This window comes from Lysobacter sp. A378 (assembly GCF_054052125.1).
The window spans coordinates 602,107-621,435 of sequence record NZ_JBSVRK010000002.1 but is presented as its reverse complement, the minus strand read 5'-3'; the positions used below and the strand labels follow the sequence as shown (position 1 = coordinate 621,435).

The following is a 19,329-nucleotide window of genomic DNA, read 5'->3' as shown; positions in this document are numbered from 1 at the left end:
CGATGCCAATGGAATCAACGGCTGTGGATGTCAGTGGCCGGGAAGAAGTAGGCGATCTCGGTCGCCGCATTTTCCAGGCTGTCTGAACCATGCACCGCGTTGGCGTCGATGCTGTCGGCGAAGTCGGCGCGGATGGTGCCGGCCGCCGCGTCCTTCGGGTTGGTCGCGCCCATCAGGTCACGATGCTTGAGTACCGCACCTTCCCCTTCCAGCGCCTGGATCATCACCGGGCCGGAGATCATGAACTCCACCAACGCGGCAAAGAACGGGCGCTCACGGTGGACCGCGTAAAAGCCCTCGGCCTCGGCCTTGGACAGGTGCTTCATCTTGGCGGCAACGATTTTCAGGCCGGCTTTCTCGAACCGGGCGTAGATCTCGCCGATCACGTTCTTGGCAACGGCGTCGGGCTTGATGATGGAAAGAGTGCGCTCCAGCGCCATGGGATATCTCCGATTGGGCGGGCGGCGACCTTATGCAAGGTTGGAAAGATCCACGCCCGAGGGTAACAGAAAAACCCGCGCCTGGACGCGGGTTTGGCTTGTGTGACTGCGGTAATTCTAACGGAAATCCGAACGGGAAACGCGCTTTGGGGCCGTCATCCTGGCGCTATCGGCGTTGACGATTCATATCGCAAGGCCTAGCATCAAACAAGCGTTTGATTAGACGGCATTTCCGGTTACATCCGACAGGGCTTTCGCATGATTCCGACCACCCAATTCTCAACCAAGGACCGAATCCTCGGAGCCGCCGAGGAGCTGTTCGCACAACACGGCTTCTCGGGGACGTCACTCCGCCAGGTCACCAGCCGTGCCGACGTCAACGTGGCCGCGGTCAACTACCACTTCGGCAGCAAGGAAAACCTCGTCAATGAGGTGTTCCGCCGACGCATGGATGACATGAGCGCGCAGCGGCTGGCGGCCTTGAAAGCCGCTGTCGAGCTGCAACCGCGGGAGCTGGAGCCAATCCTGGCGGCCTTCGTGGAGCCCGCGTTGGCCATTGCCCAGGATCGCCATGGCGGCGCGGCGTTCGTGCGCGTGGTCGCACGCGCCTATGCGGAGAAGAACGACAGCCTGCGCAAGTTCCTGTCCGAGCGCTACGGCCATGTCCTGCGTGACTTTGCCAAGGCGATTGCCGTGTGCCTGCCGGAACTGAGCAAGGCCGAGCTGTACTGGCGCCTGGATTTCCTGGCCGGCGCATTGACCTATGCCATGGCCGATTTCGGCTTGATCAAACGGCCCTCGGGCGTACTGGAAAAGGCCCACCGCGAGCGGGCTGCCCGCGAACTGATCCGGTTCGCCGCCGCCGGCTTCAAAAACTAACCTAATAAACATACGATTTTCCAAGGAGTTACAGACCATGTCTAACAAACTACTTGTCCGTCGTGCAGCGGTTCTCGGCGCCGGCGTCATGGGTGCACAGATCGCCGCGCACCTGACCAATGCCGGGGTCGATACGGTGTTGTTCGACCTGCCGGCCAAGGAAGGCGACCCCAACGGGATCGTCACCAAGGCCATCGCCAACCTGGCCAAGCTCAGCCCCGCTCCACTGGCCGACAAGGCGCTCGCCGGCCGGATCGTGGCGGCCAACTACGAGACCGGTCTGAAGCAGCTGGAGGATTGCGACCTGATCATCGAGGCGATTGCCGAACGAATGGACTGGAAGCAGGATCTGTACAAGAAGATCGCCCCGCACGTACCGGCCCACACCGTCCTGGCCAGCAACACCTCCGGGCTGGGTATCAACAAGCTGGCCGAAGTACTGCCCGAGGAGCTTCGCCACCGCTTCTGCGGCGTGCACTTCTTCAATCCGCCGCGCTACATGCACCTGGCCGAGCTGATCCCGGCCCGCAGCACCGATGCCGCCGTGCTGGAAGGCCTTGAGACATTCCTGACCACCACCCTGGGCAAGGGCGTGGTGATCGCCAAGGACACCCCCAACTTCATCGGCAACCGCATTGGCGTGTTCTCGATGCTGGCCGCGATGCATCACACCGGGCAGTTCAAGCTCGGCTTCGATACCGTCGACGCGCTGACCGGCCCCGCGATCGGCCGGCCGAAGTCGGCGACCTACCGGACTGCGGACGTGGTCGGGCTGGACACCATGGCCCACGTCATCAAGACCATGGCCGACACCCTGCCTGATGATCCGTGGCACCAATACTTCAAGGCGCCCAAGTGGCTGGCCGGACTGGTCGAGAAAGGCGCGCTGGGTGCGAAGACCGGCGCCGGCTTTTATACCAAGCGCGGCAAGGACATCCTGGTGCTGGAGCTGAAGAGCCAGGACTACCGTCCATCGGCGGCTGAACTTGATCCGGAAGTCGCGGCGCTGCTGAAGGAGCGCGACCCGGCGAAGAAATTCGCCGCCCTGCGCGCCAGCGAGCATCCACAGGCGCAATTCCTGTGGGCCTGCTTCCGCGACACCTTCCATTACAGCGCCTTCCACCTGAAGGACATCGCCCAGACCGCGCGAGACGTCGACTTCGCCATGCGTTGGGGGTATGGCTGGTCGGTGGGTCCGTTCGAGAGTTGGCAGGCCGCGGGCTGGAAGCGGGTCGCCGAATGGATTGCCGAGGACATCGTCGCGGGTCATGCGATGAGCAACGCCACCCTGCCCGACTGGGCGTTCGACGGCCGCGACGGCGTGCACTCCACCGACGGCAGCTACAGTCCGGGACGCGACACCATGGTGGCGCGCTCGTCCAACCCGGTGTACGCGCGGCAGCGTTTCCCGGATGCGCTGCTGGGCGAAAAGTTTTCGCAGGGCCGCACGGTGTTCGAAAACGACGGTCTGCGGATGTGGGCCGACGAAGGCGACGACATCGCCGTGGTCAGCTTCAAGACCAAGATGAACACCGTATCCGACCAGGTGCTGGATGGCCTGCAGGAAGCGGTTTCGCGGGCGGAAAAGGAGTTCGCCGGGCTGGTGATCTGGCAGGCGAAGGAGCCCTTCTCCGCCGGCGCCGACCTGTCCGGCGCACTGGGCCTGTTGCAGGCCAACGACATCAAGGGCTTCGATGCGATGGTGGCGAACTTCCAGCGCACCAGCCAACGCATCAAGTATTCACTGGTGCCGGTGGTGGCCGCGGTTCGCGGCCTCGCCCTGGGTGGCGGCTGCGAGTTCCAGATGCACGCAGCCCGCACGGTGCTCGGGCTGGAAAGCTATGTCGGACTGGTTGAGGCCGGCGTCGGCTTGCTGCCTGCTGGAGGTGGCCTGAAGGAGCTGGCCGTCCGCGCGTCCGACGCCGCCGGCCCGAACGGCGATGTCTTCGCCGAGCTGAAGACCGTGTTCGAGACCATCGCGATGGCGAAGGTCGCGACTTCGGCAATGGAGGCCAAATCGCTGCAACTGGCCCGCAAGAGCGACGTGGTCGTATTCAACGCCTTCGAGCTGCTGGATGTCGCCAAGTCCCAGGCGCGTGCCCTGGCCGAGTCCGGCTACCGTCCGCCATTGCCGGCGCGCAGGATCCAGGTCGCCGGCGACGTCGGCATCGCCACCTTCAAGATGCTGCTGGTGAACATGCTGGAGGGCCGCTTCATCTCCGAGCACGACTACGAGATCGCCACCCGCATCGCCACGGTGCTGTGCGGCGGCGAGGTCGACCGCGGCTCGCTCGTCGATGAGGACTGGTTGCTGAAGCTGGAGCGCGAGCACTTCGTCGCCCTGGCACAGATGCCCAAGACCCAGGCGCGCGTGGCGCACATGCTCAAGACCGGCAAGCCGCTGCGTAATTGACCCTCACTCGGCTGAAAAACAACCTTCGCCAAACCGTTTCGCCCCATAACAGAGGCTGAAAACCAAATGACCAGACAAGTTCAAGACGCCTACATCGTCGCCGCCACCCGCACCCCGGTGGCCAAGGCGCGCGGCGCGTTTCGCAACACCCGTCCCGACGACATGCTCGCCCACGTACTCAAGGCGGTGATTGCCCAGGCGCCGGGGATCGACGTGAACCGCATCGACGACGCCATCATTGGCTGCGCGATGCCCGAAGGCGAGCAAGGCATGAACGTGGCCCGCATCGGCGTACTGCTGGCCGGGTTGCCTGACACCATCGCAGCGCAGACCATCAACCGCTTTTGCTCATCGGGCCTGCAGGCAGTCGCGCTGGCAGCCGACCAGATCCGCCTGGGCAACTCCGACCTGATGCTTGCCGGCGGTACCGAGTCGATGACAATGGTGCCGATGATGGGCAACAAGGTGGCGCTCTCACCGAACGTGTTCAAGGACGACCACGTCAACATCGCCTACGGCATGGGCATCACCGCGGAGAAGGTTGCCGAGGAATGGAAGGTCAGTCGTGAGGACCAGGACGCGTTTGCCCTCCAGTCACACCTCAAGGCGCTGGCGGCGATCGAGGCCGGCGAGTTCACCGACGAGGTCAGCCCACTGGAGGTGATTTCCCACCTGCCCGACCTGGAGCGCAACACCATCCGCGAGAAGAAGGTCCTGGTCGATACCGATGAAGGTCCGCGCATGGGATCCACCATCGAAGGACTGGCCAGACTGCGTCCGGTGTTCCGCAACGGCCAGTTCGGCGGCAGCGTGACCGCCGGCAACAGCTCGCAGATGTCCGATGGTGCCGGCGCGGTATTGCTTGCCTCGGCGCAGGCAATCAAGGACTACGGATTGACGCCGCTGGCGCGCTTTGTCAGTTTCTCCGTCGCTGGCGTGCGTCCCGAAGTGATGGGCATCGGTCCGATCGCAGCCATTCCCAAGGCGCTCAGGCAAGCCGGCCTGACCCAGGACCAACTGGACTGGATCGAGCTCAACGAAGCGTTCGCCGCGCAGTCGCTGGCCGTGATTCGTGATTGCGGCCTGGACCCGGCCAAGGTCAATCCACTGGGCGGCGCCATCGCGCTGGGCCATCCACTGGGCGCGACCGGCGCGGTACGCACCGCGACGATCCTGCATGGCATGCGTCGCCGCCAGCAGAAGTACGGCATGGTGACCATGTGCATCGGTACCGGCATGGGTGCTGCGGGTATTTTCGAGTCGCTCTGAGCTTGCCGCGGACCGGCAACACCGCTACCCGCCCGTGATACCTCAACACAAACCAGGGTCGCCACTGCGGTCCTGGTTTTTTGTTGCGCTGCTCAGGCCATTCGGGTGCCGTCCGGAACCGGGCGGTCGACCGTGGTGATTACCACGCCGGTCTCCGTGGGGAATCCCGTCAGCAGGAACTCCGACATGAAAGGCCCGATCTGCCTGGGCGGAAAGTTGAGCACTCCGACGATCTGCTTTCCCAGCAACGCTTCGGGTTCATAGAGCTCGCGTACCTGCGCGCTGGTCTTGCGGATGCCGTGGACGCCGAAATCGACCCAGAGCTTCCAGGCAGGCCTCCGCGCCTCCGGGAATGGCTCGACACGCCTCACCGTGCCAACACACAGCATGACCTTCTCGAAGTCGTCCCAGCTTATGGATTCAACGCCACTCATCGATTGCCCTCTTTTGTCGCTTTCCATCCATCCTTCAGGCCGGCCCACCAGTAACTCAATTGCGCCGCTACCTGACCGGCCGGCTTCCATGCCGGAGCCAGACCGAACTCGTTGAATTCACGCCAGCGCACATCTCCCTGCGCAATCGCCGACGCCACCAGTTCGCCCGCAAACGTGGTCGGGGCCACACCATGGCCTCCGAACGCCTGGGCGAGCCAGAGACCCTCGTCGGCCAGTCCGATCTGCGGCATCTGATGGCGCGCGTAACTCATCAGGCCGGACCAGGCGTGATCGACCGCCACGCCTCCCAACTGCGGAAAGACTTTCAACATGTCGCGATACAGCAACCGCTTCACCGCCTCCGGCGAACGGTCCCGCACCGATATCCGCCCGCCCCATAGTAGCCGCGTGTCAGGCAACGGCCGGTAGTAATCAAACGCGAAACGGCTGTCGTAGACCGCCGCGCGGGTCTGCATGATCTCGTCCATGCGCGATCCCAGCGGCTCGGTGGTCATCACGTAAGTGGCGATCGGCATGACAGAGGCATCGACCCTGCGATCCAGACCGGCCAGGTAGCCACCGCAGGCAAGCACGACCTGCTCGGCGTCGACCTTCCCTTCCGGCGTGGTTACCCGCCACCCCGCCCCCTTGCGCTGCAGCGACACCGCCGGACTGCGCTCATGCACGGCCAGCCCTGCTTCGACAGCGGTCCGGGCCAGAGCCAGCGCGTATTTGAGCGGGTGGAAGTGGAAGGCATTGGCTTCGAACAGGCCATCGCCATAGCGCCGGCTATGAACCAGATTGCGCAGTTCGGATTTCGGCAACCACTGCCAGTCAACGCCATAGTGCTCGGCCAGCAGTTGCTGTCGTGCCCGGAGCACCGAGGGATCGCGGAACCAGTTGGCCCAGATCACCCCGGCCTCGACCACATCGCAATCAATCCGGTGGCGATGAATGCGCTGGCGAATCAACTCCACCGCCTGCATCGTGCCGCCGTACATCGCCTGCGCCCGCCGTGCCCCCACCCGCGCCAACAAGGATGCCTCACCCAGCGAGAACCCCCCGAAGACAAAGCCGCCGTTGCGGCCCGAAGCCCCGAAGCCGATCTGGTCGGCTTCGAGCAGCACGACATCGCCAACGCCACGCTCGACCAGGCCGAGCGCGGTATTGAGTCCGGCGAATCCACCGCCGATCACGCATGCGCGCGCATCGCGTGTGCCCTGCAACGCCGGATAACGGGGGGCCAGCGCCGGAAGCGTGGCTTGGTAGTAGGAAAGGGCCATCGCGCCAGTCAGCCGACCGGCGCGTGAAAAGTCAAACGATGACTACTCCAGCTCGGTGACACCCATTTCCTTCAGCGCATCGCTCATCAGTGCCTGGGCGGCGAGGCTCAGCTTCTCGTGATCAAGCGCGTAACGGATCGTCGCCCCGATCAGGCCGATATGGGTGCCGCAATCAAAGCGTGTGCCCTGGAAGCGGTAGGCGTTGACGGCCTCCTCGACCAGCAACCGCGCGATCGCGTCGGTCAGTTGGATTTCACCGCCCGACCCCGGCGAGGTGGTTTCCAGGAACTCGAAGATGCGCGGGCTCAGGACGTAGCGACCGACCACCGCCAGCGTACTGGGCGCATCAGCCGGCTTGGGCTTTTCGATGATCGCGCGGATGCGTCCCTGACGGTCGGAAAAATCCTCCGTCGCCACGATGCCATAGCTGGCGGTCTTTTCGCGCTCCACGTCCTGCACCGCGATCATGTTGGCGCCGGTGGCCTCGGCGGCATCAGCCATCTGCTTGAGTGCGCCCGGACCGCGGTTCCAGATCAGGTCATCGGGCAGCAGCACCGCAAAGGGCTCGTCACCAATCACGGGCTTGGCGCAAAGCACCGCATGGCCCAGCCCGCGCGCCTCGGTCTGGGTGACGAACACCGCCCGCACTCCCTTGGGCAACGGGTTGCGGACCAGCTCCAACTGCTCCAGCTTGCCGGCACGCTCAAGCTTTTCCTCAAGCTCGTAAGCCTTGTCGAAGTAATCGGCGACCGCGTGCTTGTAGCGATTGGTGACGAATACCAGCGTATCGCATCCCGCCTCGATCGCCTCGTCTACCGCGTACTGGATCAGTGGCCGGTCGATGATCGGCAACATCTCTTTTGGGACGGTCTTGGTGGCGGGCAGGAACCGGGTTCCGAGCCCCGCAACCGGGAATACTGCCTTGCGGATACGTTGCGACATCAGACTTTCCTTGCCGTGCGCGAGGGGAACGCCACTACGGTGGAGGGCTCGACCGTGGCTTGTGGATGCATGCCGATGGATTGGAATTCCGGGACGGTCGAGTGCACCAGTGTATCCAGACGTTCCAGATCGTAGCTTCCGCACGCGTCGCGCAACTGCCTCAGCGCGGCATGGATGTCGGTGGCAACAACCGCACGTGGCTCCGCCTGCAGGATCTTCGGATGCGCGGTGGCGCGGTAGCATTCATCTGCGTGGAACAGCACTTCGTGCAGCTTCTCGCCCGGGCGCAAGCCGGTATAGACGATGGACACGTCCCGCCCGGGCTGCTTGCCGGCAAGCCGGATCATCTGCTCGGCCAATAAGCGGATCGGTATAGGCTCACCCATGTCGAGCGTATAGATTGCCTCATGGGTGCCGATTGCCGAGGCTTGCAGGATCAGCTGGCAGGCCTCGGGGATGGTCATGAAGTAGCGGGTTACCTCGGGATCGGTAACGGTCACCGGCCCACCACGGCGGATCTGCTCGCGGAACAACGGCACCACGCTGCCAGCGGAGTCGAGCACGTTGCCGAAGCGCACCGTCACGAAGCGGGTGCTGCGATGGTCGACCAACGACTGGCAGACCATCTCCCCAAGCCGTTTGGTTGCACCAAGGATGTTGCCGGGATCGACCGCCTTGTCGGTGGAGATCAACACGAAAGTCCCGACCTCCTCCCGACGGCAGGCTCTGGCCACCGTCTCGGTAGCGAGCACGTTGTTACGGACGGCTTCGCGCAACTGCGTTTCCAGCAGCGGCACGTGCTTGTAGGCGGCCGCATGGAACACGGCTTCCGGTTCTGCAGCCTGCAGTGCGTAATCAATGACGGCCGGATCACCACAATCACCGAGTACCGGGATGTACTCCAGGTCGGGAAAATCCCGGCGCAGGTTGGCCAACACGGTGATCAGCGCCAGCTCGTCCTGTTCCACCAGAGCTATGCGGCGCGCACCGTGGCGGGCGCACTGTTTGCACAGCTCCGAACCAACCGAGCCGCCGGCGCCGGTGACCAGCACCGAGCGAGCGCCCAACCAACTGCGGATGGCCTTCCAGTCGGGGAGCACCGGTTGGCGACCCAGCAGATCCTCGATGGCCACTTCCTTCAGTTCACCCGGCAGCGAACGACCCTCAAGGGTGTCGAGCAAGCGCGGCACCATCCGGAACGGCAACCCCGAGCGCTCACAAGACGCCACCACGGCCTGCATGGCTTTCGCATCGGCCGACGGCATCGCGATCACCAGCAAGCGTGCAGCGGTCTCGCGTGCGATCTCGGCTACATCCGCGACCCGGCCCAACACCGGCACGCCTTGCACCTTGGAGCCACGCAGGCGAGAGGCATCGTCCAGGAAACCTACGGGCTGATACGTGCCGACGCGCCGCAGGTCGCGGACCAATGCCTCACCGGAACCACCAGCGCCAAGAATGAGGATCCGTATCGAAGCACCATGGCCCCGGTCCATCCGGCTGTCTTTCCATGCGCGATACAACAGTCGCGGCGCACCGAGCATGCCCATCAGGACCAATGGATACAGCACCAGGACGGTGCGCGAAACCAGGTTCAGCCGATTGTAAAGAAACAGCCCCAGTACGATTGCGAACAGCCCAAGTGCACACGCCTTGAAGATATTCCACAGGTCGGGAACGCTCGCGAATCTCCACAGACCGCGATAAAGACCTATCTGCCAGAACACCAGGCCCTGGGCAGCCAGTACCAATGCGATTTCAGTCGACCACCACGTCATTTCGGGTGGGTTCAACATCACCCCATAACGCATCCGGTGCAAGCCCTGCCATACCACCCAGACCATCGCGAGATCGTGCAATACCACCGCTATCCGCGGTGCCGACGACGACCAACGATCCTTCCATGCGCTCATTCGCGATCCTTCTGGGTCGACATGGGAGCTGCCGATTCAATACGTTGCAATACCCACCATGCAAAAGCGGCAGACGTATACCACGCTGCGCAGCTGCAAAGCAGGACCATTGTGCTGGTTCCAAACATGACGACCACCGCGATGCCGGCAATTATTGTCCAGCCTGCATAGGCCAATGTGACCATCACATGACCATCCCGGCGCGCCCATACCTGGTACGCGTGCTGGGTATGGGGGACCCACCAGCGTTCGCCGCGAAGCACGCGACGCAGCAGGGTAAGGCCAGCGTCGACCAGGAATGCCGACAACGGCAGCAGCAGCCAACCGGCATGCGTACCGATCCGTGCGACGCCGACCGCGACCAGTGCGGCAATCGAGAAACCGATGGCGCCGCTGCCCACGTCGCCCAGGAATATCCGGGCGCGGGGAAAATTATACGGCACGAACCCGAGGCACGCGGCGGCGAGCGCCGCGGCCAACAAGCCCCACACGCCACCGAGCAGCAACGCCACCACGACGGCGAGCAACACCGCCTGGCTGGCCGCCAAACCGTTGATCCCATCCATGAAGTTCCAGACATTGGTCAGGACCATCACCAACACCAACGCCGCCACACCAGCCCAGGGGTTGCCGGATGTCAGCTGGACAGCAATAGCGAACAACACCGCGGCCAACCCATGTACGGCAAGTCGCAACCAGGGCGAGAGCGGCCGGTGATCATCCACCAGGCCCACACCGGCCACCAGTACCAGGCCGCTGGCGAAAGCCGCCAGCAGGGTCCGGTAGGCCGGGTCACGAAATGCCAGTGCTGCCGACGCCACCAGCAACGCAGCCACGATCGCGATACCGCCGCCTCGTGGGGTGGCAACATGATGGCTGCGCCGCTCGCCAGGATGATCGACAAGATCACGCTGGAGCGCATAACGGCGCGCCAACCAGGTGCCAACGGCGGCGACCGAGGCGTGGAGGAACAACCAGGCCAGCACGGTGTCAGACCACAGCGTAGTTCAACAATGGCTTGACCGTGCCCCATTCCTTGCAGCTCGGGCACTGCCAATGGTGGCTGCGCGCGCCAAAGCCACAACGATTGCATCGGTAGCTGGGGTTGCGTACGAGCAGCTGGTCGGTGATGTGTTTGAGGTCGTGCAAGGTTGCCAATGGATCCGCACCTTCGGCAATGCTCAGCTCCATCAACGCCGCTTCGCCGCGGACCGAAGGGCGATCTTTCAGCTCTTCGGCCAGGTAGGCGCGCGCGGCCGCCACCCCATCCTGACTCTCGACCATCCGCGTCAGCGCCAGTACCGGTGCGATGCCGCGATAGTGCTCGCACATCTCGGCCATGAACGCACGGGCACCCGGGCCATCGTCCACTCTTTCGTAACACGACAGCAACGCCGGCATGACCTCTGGCAGGTAGTCCGGGTCGGTTCGCGCGACTCGCTCGAACGCGCGGATGGCACCGGCATCGTTGCCGGCGTCAACCTCCAGCCGACCCTCGAGCATGCCCGCACGTACCGAGTTCGCATCGGCTTGGTAGGCACGGGCAACGGCGGCGCGAGCGGCCTGGACGTCGCCGGCGGCACGATGTCGGTCGGCCAGCTCGCATTCGAACTGGGTAATCAACTTGCCCATTGATTCGCCAGTGGCTGACTCGTAACGCTGTGCGTTTTCGATCGCCTTGTCCCAATCGCGCTCGGATTGATAGATGTTGATGAGGTGACGCAGCGCCAGCGGCGCCCGCATGTCGAGGTCCACCAGGTCACTGAAAACGGTCTCGGCCCGGTCCAGCAGGCCCGAACGCATATAGTCCTCGCCCAACGCGAGCAGGGCCTGGACCTTTTGCTGGTCACTCAGGCCCGGACGCTGCACCAGTGCCTGGTGCAGGCGAATCGCACGGTCAACCTCGCCGCGACGACGGAACAGGTGGCCCAGGGCGACCTGGGTCTCAAAAGTTTCCTTGTCCAGCTCCGCGATATGCAGGAACAGCTCGATCGCCTTGTCGGGCTGCTCATTCAACAAATAGTTGAGTCCGCGAAAATACGTTGTCGAAAGCCGACTGACCTGGGTGCTGCTATGGCGCTCGCCGCCGCGGCGACCGACCACCCAACCGCTTACCGCCGCAATCGGCAGCAACAGGAAAAACCAGAACCACTCGTTGATGAACTCCACCGGTCAGGTCCCGCCATCCAGTGACTTCGTCACGTCGCGGCCGCGCTCAGCGAGTGCGAGGCGACGGCGCAACGGCAATATCACGCTGGCGCTCAGGGCAAGCCCACCGATCACCACCCCGAGCAACAGCGCCACGATCAGCGCGATGCCAAGGTTGGCAGGTATGTGGCTGAAACCCACGTCGATGCTTACCGGCTGCAAATTGAGCGCTCCCACGATGGCGCCCAGTACCAGGCACGCAATTGCAATGAGCAATCGGATCAAACGCATGACAGCCTCCGGTCGGTTCCTGCTAGGCGTACAGCTTAGCTGAACAGCCCCCACGTGTACGCAAGCGCGTGTACAAAAGTACCGCCCGCCCTAGTCGGCCTCTTCCAGCGGCGTGGCATCGCAAACGCGTTCGCGCAGGTCCTTGCCGGGCTTGAAGTGCGGCACATGCTTGCCCGACAGCGCGACCGATTCACCGGTCTTGGGGTTCCGGCCCATGCGTGGCGCGCGGTAGTGCAAAGAGAAACTTCCGAAACCACGTACCTCAATGCGCTCACCATCGGCCAGCGAGCCCCCCATCATTTCCAGCAGTGCCTTCACCGCCAAATCCACGTCTTCACCCTTCAGGTGGCGTTGGCGCTGGGCCAGGATCTCGATTAGCTCTGACTTGGTCATGGGCAATGCGGGTGCTCTTGAAGGAACGTTACCAGACGCGCGGAAATCAGCTCGAAGGCGGTGACGCCATCATCGACGGCACCCCAAACGAAGGACGGCCCGGCCAAGGCCGGGCCGTCCTTGTGGCCCACACCAGCGATAGCACTGGCGAGGACCCATGCGCTGCCTGAATCAGGCAGCGCAACCGAAATCACTCGGATTTATTGCTGTTGAGCTGCTCGCGCAGCAGCGCACCCAACTTGGTGGTACCACTCGCCGCATCGGCACTGGCACGGTTGTAGTCGGACACGGCTTCCTGCATCTCCGCCTCGTCCTTCGCCTTGATCGACAGCTGCATGGTCCGGCCCTTGCGGTCCATACCAATGAAGCGTGCCTCCACCTCGTCGCCAACCTTGAGCACCTTGCTGGCATCCTCGACGCGATCCTTGGAGATGTCGCGCGCCGCCACGTAGCCTTCGATGCCGTCGGCCAGTTCGATCGTCGCACCCTTGGCGTCGACTTCCTTGACCGTGCCGGTAACGATGGAACCGCGGGTGTTCGACGCCATGTACTGGCCGAACGGATCCTGCTCCATCTGCTTGACGCCGAGGCTGATGCGCTCGCGCTCCGGGTCGACTGCAAGTACGACGGCTTCCAGGGTGTCGCCCTTCTTGAACTCGCGGGCGAGATCCTCGCCGGTGGAGCTCCAGCTGATGTCGGACAGGTGCACCAGCCCATCGATACCGCCGTCCAGGCCGATGAAGATGCCGAAGTCGGTGATCGACTTGATCTGGCCTTCGACCTTGTCGCCCTTCTTGTGCAGGACCGCGAAGGTCTCCCACGGGTTGGACGAGACCTGCTTCATGCCCAGCGAGATGCGGCGACGCTCCTCGTCCACGTCCAGCACCATGACCTGCACGTCGTCACCGACCTGCACGATCTTGGACGGGTTGACGTTCTTGTTGGTCCAGTCCATCTCGGACACGTGGACCAGGCCTTCCACACCCGGCTCGATCTCGACGAACGCGCCGTAATCGGTGACGTTGGAGACCTTGCCGAACACGCGGGTGTCGGCCGGGTAGCGGCGCGCGATGTTGTCCCACGGATCCTCGCCCAGCTGCTTGAGGCCGAGGCTGACGCGGTTGCGCTCCTTGTCGTACTTGAGCACGCGCACGTCCAGCTCGGCGCCCACTTCCACCACTTCGGACGGATGGCGCACGCGCTTCCAGGCCATGTCGGTGATGTGCAGCAGGCCGTCGATGCCGCCCAGGTCCACAAACGCGCCGTAGTCGGTGAGGTTCTTGACCACACCCTTCAGGATCGCGCCCTCGACCAGCTTCTCCATCAACTGCTCGCGCTCTTCCGAGTGCTCGCTCTCGACCACCGCACGGCGGGAGACGACGATGTTGTTGCGCTTGCGGTCCAGCTTGATCAGCTTGAACTCGAGTTCCTTGCCTTCCAGGTAGGTCGAGTCGCGCACCGGGCGCACGTCGACCAGCGAACCCGGCAGGAAGCCGCGGACATCCTTGATGTCGACGGTGAAACCACCCTTGACCTTGCCGCTGATGCGGCCGGTGATGGTCTCGTTCTTCTCGAGCGCTTCCTCAAGCTCGTCCCACACCATCGCGCGCTTGGCTTTCTCGCGCGACAGCACGGTCTCGCCAAAGCCATTCTCGATGGCATCCAGGGCGACTTTCACCTGGTCGCCCACGGCGACGTCGATCTCGCCGTCGTCGTTACGGAACTGTTCGATCGGCACGATGCCTTCGGACTTCAGGCCGGCATTGATGACTACCACGTCGGTACGAACTTCGACGACGGTGCCCACCACGATGGAGCCAGGCTTCAGCTTCGCGAGGAATTGCTCGCTTTGTTCGAACAGTTCTGCAAATGATTCGGTCATTGGAAAATATCCGATTGAACACACGGGCCGCACCGGCTGGCATCGTTTCCCGCAGAGGCAAACGCAAGCAGCACGTGGTCGACCCACCCGTTGATGTGGTGCGATGCAGCTGCACCATGTGTCGGTTGGTTGATCCGCCGCGGGATTGCGACGGGTAGAGTTGGAACGAGTAAATCTGGAACAGATAAATCTGGAACAGGTAAATTTGAAGCGATGATCCCTGCTACGCGGTCATCAGGCTCAGGACATGCTCGACGACCTCATCGATGCCGATTCCGGTGGTGTCGACGGTCACGGCGTCATCGGCCGGTCGCAGCGGCGCCACCGCACGACTCGCGTCACGGGCGTCACGGGCCAAAATCTCCCGTAGCAGACCGCTTAAGGTAACGGAAACCCCCTTGTCATTCAACTGCTTATAGCGCCGGCCCGCCCTCTCCTCGGCACTGGCAGTAAGGAACACCTTGTGGGCGGCGTCGGGGAAGATGACGGTGCCCATGTCGCGGCCGTCTGCGACCAGTCCCGGGGGCTGCCGGAACGCGCGCTGGCGATCCTTCAACGACGCACGCACCTCGGGAATGGCGGCAATCGCGGACGCGGCGGCCCCCGCGGTTTCGGTGCGCAGCTCGTGGGTGGCGTCGGTACCGTTCACCCATACCTGCAACTCCTCACCGACCTCGCGAAAGCCGATTTCGGTGTCAAAGGTGCAGCGCACCAGCGCGGAAGGATCCGCCAGGTCGATGTCGCCCCAGCCGGCGGCAACGCCGATGGCGCGATACAGCGCGCCGGAGTCGAGGTAGTGCCAGCCCAGCCGGCGCGCGACCAGGCGACTGATGGTGCCCTTGCCCGATCCGGAGGGGCCGTCGATGGTCAGCACCGGCGATGCGGCGGGGTCATTTGCGATGAAGGGTGTTTTGGTCATGCCCTATTATGCGTGGATGCAAGCGTTGTCCGGCACCTGCTGGATAAAAGCGCCCTACCCCCTTGATCTGCCACGCAAAGACCCGCTAGAATTGCCGGCTTACTCGTTTATCCATCCGTTGCCTGAGGTTTGTCATGAAGATCGTGAACTCCCTGAAGTCGGCGAAGACCCGTCACCGCGACTGCAAAGTCGTTCGCCGTCGTGGCAAGGTCTTCGTGATCTGCAAGTCGAATCCGCGTTTCAAGGCGCGTCAGCGCTGATTCTGCGGGCGCGTCTGCGCTTGGTCGAGAAAGCCGCCTCCGGGCGGCTTTCTCGCATCTGGCCTTCCCATGCTGGAACCGGCGTGCTGGAACCGGCGTGTTGAAGCCGGCGCCTTGAAGCCGGCGTCGTCGATCCGTGACGTGCGCTGCCAGTTGCGGCGGCCTTGCGCTTACAATCCAAGCCTTCTTGCATGGGGAATGGGGACATGATGATGAAGACCGGCGTTATCGCACTTTCGTTGCTCGCATTATTGACCCTGGGCAGCACCGCTTCGGCAGAAACTTTGCTGATCGAGCGCGTCCAGCAGCAAAACCCGGCGACCGTGCCGGCCCGTGGTCAAAGCATGGGACAGGTCGAAGCCCGCTTCGGAGCGCCCGCGCAACGGCTGGACCCACGTGGCGGGCAAAAGCAGCAATGGCCGACCATCAACCGCTGGGCCTACCCCGCCTTTACCGTCTACTTTGAGAACAACCGCGTGATCGACGTGGTTGCCAACCAGGCCGACACCAGCGAGATCGGCCCGAAACCGGCGATCTTGTGACCGCTCACTATGAACCGACCTGATCGATGACTGATTTATTGCGCTTTCCGGCCGAGTGGGAACCCCAATCGGCGATCCTGATCGCCTGGCCGCACGCAGGCACTGACTGGGCCGAGCATCTGGGCGACGTCGAAGAGACGTATATCGCCCTGGTCGCGGCAATCACCCGCTTCCAGGCGGTGCTTGTCTGCGTCGCCGATGAAGACGTCGAGGCCTATGCACGCGCCCGCCTGGCTTCGGCACGGGTCGAGATGGAGCAAGTCACGTTCATCGAGATTGCCTATGACGACACTTGGCTACGCGATTCCGGCCCCATCACCCTGGTGACAACCGACGGCTACCGGCTGCTGGATTTCCGCTTCACCGGTTGGGGAGGAAAATTCCAGGCCAGCCGCGATGACCGCTTGGTGGAAGCCCTGAGTGATCTCGGAATCTTCATTGACAGTTCCCGGCAAGCCATTGATTTTGCACTTGAAGGTGGCGCCATTGAAACCGATGGTGCCGGCACGCTCCTCACCACGTGGAGATGCTTGAGCGAGCGCCACCCGGATGCGTCCAGAACGGCGCTGGAGCAACAACTGGCTGGCTGGTTGCAGCAGGACCGGGTGTTGTGGCTGGATCACGGCTATCTGGAGGGTGACGACACCGACGCCCACATCGACACCCTCGCCCGCTTCGCCGCGACCGATGCCATCGTTTACCAGGCCTGCGACGACCCGGATGACTCCCATTTCGCCGAACTGCAGACGATGGGCGCCGAGCTGTCGGCCTTGCGCACTCGCAGCGGCCAGCCTTACCGGCTTTTTCCGCTGCCATGGCCCAGGCCCGTGGTCGACGGCGGACGTCGCCTGGCCGCCAGTTACGCCAACTTCCTGGTAATCAACGGCGCAGTGCTGATGCCCGCCTACGATGACATCGCCGATACGGCCGCCGCGGCAGTATTGTCGAAGGCATTCCCGGGCCGTGAAATCGTACAGGTCCCGTGTCGCTCGCTGATCTGGCAGAACGGCAGCTTGCACTGCATCACCATGCAGCTGCCGGCGGGGCTGGTTCCGCCTGCCGTCCGGCAGCGATCCCAGCCAATGGAATCATCATGAGCAACAAGACCCTTCCCGTCGCGCTGATCCAGGAGCGCGCCATCATCGACCAGGGAGCCGGCAACGCCGACGCCAACCTGGGGTTGATTGAACAGCGCGTGGCTGAGGCGGCCAGGCAGGGTGCAAAGCTGGTCCTGTTGCAGGAGATCCACAACGGCCCCTATTTCTGCCAGCACGAGTCGGTCGACGAGTTCGACCTTGCCGAGCCGATCCCCGGCCCCAGCACCGAGCGTCTCGGGAAACTGGCACGGCAGCATGGCGTGGTGCTGGTCAGCTCATTGTTCGAGCGTCGCGCGGCGGGGCTTTACCACAACACCGCCGTGGTGCTTGAATCCGACGGCAGTATCGCCGGCAAATATCGCAAGATGCATATCCCGGACGACCCGGGGTTCTACGAGAAGTTCTACTTCACCCCGGGCGACCTGGGTTTCGAGCCGATCGATACCTCGGTGGGTCGCCTCGGTGTGCTGGTGTGCTGGGATCAGTGGTACCCGGAAGCAGCCCGGTTGATGACATTGGCTGGTGCCGAACTGCTGCTGTATCCCACGGCGATCGGCTTTGACCCCGAAGACGACCAGGCCGAAAAGAACCGCCAGCGCGATGCCTGGATCATCAGCCACCGCGGTCATGCGGTTGCCAACGGCCTGCCGGTGCTGAGCTGCAACCGCGTTGGCCACGAGCCGTCGCCATTGGGGACGTCGGGAGTGGACTTCTGGGGCAACAGCCACGTGCTGGGGCCACAGGGAGAGTTCCTCGCCGAGGCTGGCAGTGAGCCGGAAATCCTCATGGCCGAAGTCGACATGCAACGCAGCGAGGACGTCCGGCGGATCTGGCCGTTCCTGCGTGATCGCCGCATCGACGCCTATGGCGACTTGCTCAAGCGCTACCGGGATTGAACCTTCGCCGGCGCAGCGCGTCCAACCCGGCACAGTGCCACCGTCACATTCCCCCTTGCTCCAACTGGTTGCCGCTTGATGATTGAGACCACCGTGGACGACATTACCCCGGACTTCCTGCGTGGGCAGCCACATGAAGTCGTCGAGCGCGACGGCGTGCGCTACACCCTGCTGGGCACCGCCCACGTATCACGGGCCAGCGTTGAAGCGGTTGCCGCCGCGATCGCCAGCGGCAACTACGATGCGGTCGCGGTCGAGTTGGACGCACCCCGCCTCAATGCCCTCACAGATGCGGACTCGATGGCCAAGCTTGACCTGGTCCAGGTGATCCGTTCCGGCAAGACCGCGATGTTTGCCGCCAACCTGGCCTTGTCCGCCTACCAACGCAGGCTCGCCGAGCAACTGGGCGTGGAACCGGGCGCCGAACTCAAGCGCGCGGTGCTGGAAGCGCGGGCACGCGAATTGCCCGTGCACCTGATTGATCGCGACGTCGGGCTGACCTTCAAGCGCGCCTCGTCCCGGCTCGGGTTCTGGGGCCGCGCCAAGCTGGGCGGCGGGTTGCTGGTCAGCCTGCTTGCCGATGACGAGGTCGGCAGCGAGGAGATCGAGAAGCTCAAGCAGGGCGACATGCTGGAGGCGAGCTTCAACGAGTTCGCCAGCGAAAGCCCGGCCGTCTACGAGACGGTGATTGCCGAACGCGATCGGTATATGGCGGCGCGCTTGCGCGAGATCCGCCAGGACACCAACAACGACGGCTCACGCGAGGTGCTGGCGGTGGTCGGCGCCGGTCATTTGCAAGGGCTGGCCCAGCATCTGCGCGAGGAGACCTCCGCACCGACCGCGATCCGCGAGGAGCTGGAGTCGCTGCCGAAGAAGAGCGGAATCCCGTGGGTCAGTATCGTGGTGAGTGCCATCGTGATCGGCGGCTTCGCCTGGGGCTTCTCGCAAGGCGGCCTGGATGTCGGCTCGGAGTTGCTGCTGCAATGGGTGCTGGCGACCGGCTTGCTGGGCGCGGCCGGTTGCGCGATCGCCGGCGGGCACCCGTTGAGCATCCTGGTCGCCTTCCTGGTCTCCCCGATTACGCCATTGCACCCTGCACTGGGGTCGGGAATGCTCAGTGCGTTGGCCGAGGCCACGCTGCGCAAGCCGACTTACGCCGACTTCATGGCCTTGCGTACGGACGTGCAGACCATGCGTGGCTGGTGGCGCAACCGGGTCGCACGGATACTGCTGAACTTCTTCCTGACCAGCATGGGCACAGCGATTGGCGTATGGGTCGGCGGACTGAAAATACTCAGCGCCCTGTTCTGATACCGCCCCGCAACCCG

The 19,329-nt window shown here is 63.6% G+C and carries 19 protein-coding genes; 8 read left to right on the top strand and 11 right to left on the bottom strand.

Annotation, left to right across the window (positions count from 1 at the left end; all coding sequences use genetic code 11):
- Positions 1 to 14 precede the first annotated feature (14 nt).
- Entirely contained in the window at positions 15 to 440 is a 426-nt protein-coding gene (gene ndk, locus ACW7G1_RS08810; protein ID WP_456979367.1) for a nucleoside-diphosphate kinase, read from the bottom strand.
- A 258-nt stretch (positions 441 to 698) separates the two neighbouring features.
- Here ndk and ACW7G1_RS08805 point away from each other — a divergent pair, with 258 nt between their 5' ends.
- The 3 genes from ACW7G1_RS08805 (at position 699) to ACW7G1_RS08795 (ending at position 5,001) form a co-directional block, all read left to right on the top strand.
- Positions 699 to 1,319 carry a TetR family transcriptional regulator gene (locus ACW7G1_RS08805; protein WP_456961438.1) on the top strand — a complete coding sequence of 207 codons (621 nt, stop codon included), beginning with the start codon at positions 699 to 701 and terminating at the stop codon, positions 1,317 to 1,319.
- Between the two features lie 37 nt (positions 1,320 to 1,356).
- Positions 1,357 to 3,732, top strand: coding sequence for a 3-hydroxyacyl-CoA dehydrogenase/enoyl-CoA hydratase family protein (locus tag ACW7G1_RS08800; RefSeq protein WP_456979366.1), 2,376 nt, complete (start codon positions 1,357 to 1,359; stop codon positions 3,730 to 3,732).
- A gap of 66 nt (positions 3,733 to 3,798) precedes the next feature.
- Positions 3,799 to 5,001: an acetyl-CoA C-acyltransferase gene (locus ACW7G1_RS08795; protein ID WP_456979365.1), complete on the top strand. Its 1,203-nt coding sequence runs from the start codon at positions 3,799 to 3,801 to the stop codon at positions 4,999 to 5,001.
- 92 nt (positions 5,002 to 5,093) lie between these two features.
- On the opposite strand, the gene ACW7G1_RS08790 is transcribed toward ACW7G1_RS08795, so the two are convergent.
- The 10 genes from ACW7G1_RS08790 to cmk all read right to left on the bottom strand — a co-directional run bounded on the left by ACW7G1_RS08790 (position 5,094) and on the right by cmk (position 15,206).
- Complete coding sequence (locus tag ACW7G1_RS08790) at positions 5,094 to 5,435, bottom strand: tRNA-binding protein (RefSeq protein ID WP_456979364.1); 342 nt, start codon at positions 5,433 to 5,435, stop codon at positions 5,094 to 5,096.
- The gene (locus tag ACW7G1_RS08785) at positions 5,432 to 6,718 is read right to left on the bottom strand and encodes an NAD(P)/FAD-dependent oxidoreductase (RefSeq protein ID WP_456979363.1); all 1,287 of its coding nucleotides are present in this window, start codon (positions 6,716 to 6,718) and stop codon (positions 5,432 to 5,434) included. The genes ACW7G1_RS08790 and ACW7G1_RS08785 overlap by 4 nt, the downstream gene beginning before the upstream one ends.
- Before the next feature lie 42 nt (positions 6,719 to 6,760).
- Positions 6,761 to 7,660 (bottom strand): UTP--glucose-1-phosphate uridylyltransferase GalU, encoded by a 900-nt coding sequence (galU, locus tag ACW7G1_RS08780; RefSeq protein ID WP_456979362.1) that lies wholly within the window; start codon positions 7,658 to 7,660, stop codon positions 6,761 to 6,763.
- Positions 7,660 to 9,573, bottom strand: coding sequence for a polysaccharide biosynthesis protein (locus ACW7G1_RS08775; RefSeq protein WP_456979361.1), 1,914 nt, complete (start codon positions 9,571 to 9,573; stop codon positions 7,660 to 7,662). Before ACW7G1_RS08775 ends, galU begins: the two co-directional genes overlap by 1 nt.
- A complete protein-coding gene (locus ACW7G1_RS08770; protein WP_456979882.1) occupies positions 9,570 to 10,556 on the bottom strand; it encodes a lipopolysaccharide biosynthesis protein in 987 nt (328 codons plus the stop codon). Before ACW7G1_RS08770 ends, ACW7G1_RS08775 begins: the two co-directional genes overlap by 4 nt.
- Before the next feature lie 7 nt (positions 10,557 to 10,563).
- Positions 10,564 to 11,742 (bottom strand): lipopolysaccharide assembly protein LapB, encoded by a 1,179-nt coding sequence (gene lapB / locus ACW7G1_RS08765; RefSeq protein ID WP_456979360.1) that lies wholly within the window; start codon positions 11,740 to 11,742, stop codon positions 10,564 to 10,566.
- Between the two features lie 3 nt (positions 11,743 to 11,745).
- Positions 11,746 to 12,012: a lipopolysaccharide assembly protein LapA domain-containing protein gene (locus tag ACW7G1_RS08760; protein ID WP_456979359.1), complete on the bottom strand. Its 267-nt coding sequence runs from the start codon at positions 12,010 to 12,012 to the stop codon at positions 11,746 to 11,748.
- A 90-nt stretch (positions 12,013 to 12,102) separates the two neighbouring features.
- Positions 12,103 to 12,405, bottom strand: a complete 303-nt coding sequence (locus ACW7G1_RS08755) for an integration host factor subunit beta (protein WP_456979358.1) — start codon at positions 12,403 to 12,405, stop codon at positions 12,103 to 12,105.
- A gap of 190 nt (positions 12,406 to 12,595) precedes the next feature.
- Complete coding sequence (rpsA, locus tag ACW7G1_RS08750; RefSeq protein WP_456979357.1) at positions 12,596 to 14,287, bottom strand: 30S ribosomal protein S1; 1,692 nt, start codon at positions 14,285 to 14,287, stop codon at positions 12,596 to 12,598.
- Between the two features lie 223 nt (positions 14,288 to 14,510).
- Positions 14,511 to 15,206, bottom strand: a complete 696-nt coding sequence (cmk, locus tag ACW7G1_RS08745) for a (d)CMP kinase (protein ID WP_456979356.1) — start codon at positions 15,204 to 15,206, stop codon at positions 14,511 to 14,513.
- A 134-nt stretch (positions 15,207 to 15,340) separates the two neighbouring features.
- Here cmk and ykgO point away from each other — a divergent pair, with 134 nt between their 5' ends.
- From ykgO to ACW7G1_RS08720, 5 genes are all read left to right on the top strand, one after another.
- Complete coding sequence (gene ykgO, locus ACW7G1_RS08740) at positions 15,341 to 15,466, top strand: type B 50S ribosomal protein L36 (protein ID WP_456961425.1); 126 nt, start codon at positions 15,341 to 15,343, stop codon at positions 15,464 to 15,466.
- 191 nt (positions 15,467 to 15,657) lie between these two features.
- Positions 15,658 to 16,008, top strand: coding sequence for a hypothetical protein (locus tag ACW7G1_RS08735; RefSeq protein WP_456979355.1), 351 nt, complete (start codon positions 15,658 to 15,660; stop codon positions 16,006 to 16,008).
- A 26-nt stretch (positions 16,009 to 16,034) separates the two neighbouring features.
- Positions 16,035 to 17,105, top strand: coding sequence for an agmatine deiminase family protein (locus tag ACW7G1_RS08730; RefSeq protein WP_456979354.1), 1,071 nt, complete (start codon positions 16,035 to 16,037; stop codon positions 17,103 to 17,105).
- The gene (locus tag ACW7G1_RS08725) at positions 17,102 to 18,001 is read left to right on the top strand and encodes a carbon-nitrogen hydrolase (RefSeq protein ID WP_456979353.1); all 900 of its coding nucleotides are present in this window, start codon (positions 17,102 to 17,104) and stop codon (positions 17,999 to 18,001) included. The genes ACW7G1_RS08730 and ACW7G1_RS08725 overlap by 4 nt, the downstream gene beginning before the upstream one ends.
- 93 nt (positions 18,002 to 18,094) lie before the next feature.
- Positions 18,095 to 19,312 carry a TraB/GumN family protein gene (locus ACW7G1_RS08720; RefSeq protein WP_456979881.1) on the top strand — a complete coding sequence of 406 codons (1,218 nt, stop codon included), beginning with the start codon at positions 18,095 to 18,097 and terminating at the stop codon, positions 19,310 to 19,312.
- Positions 19,313 to 19,329: the final 17 nt, after the last annotated feature.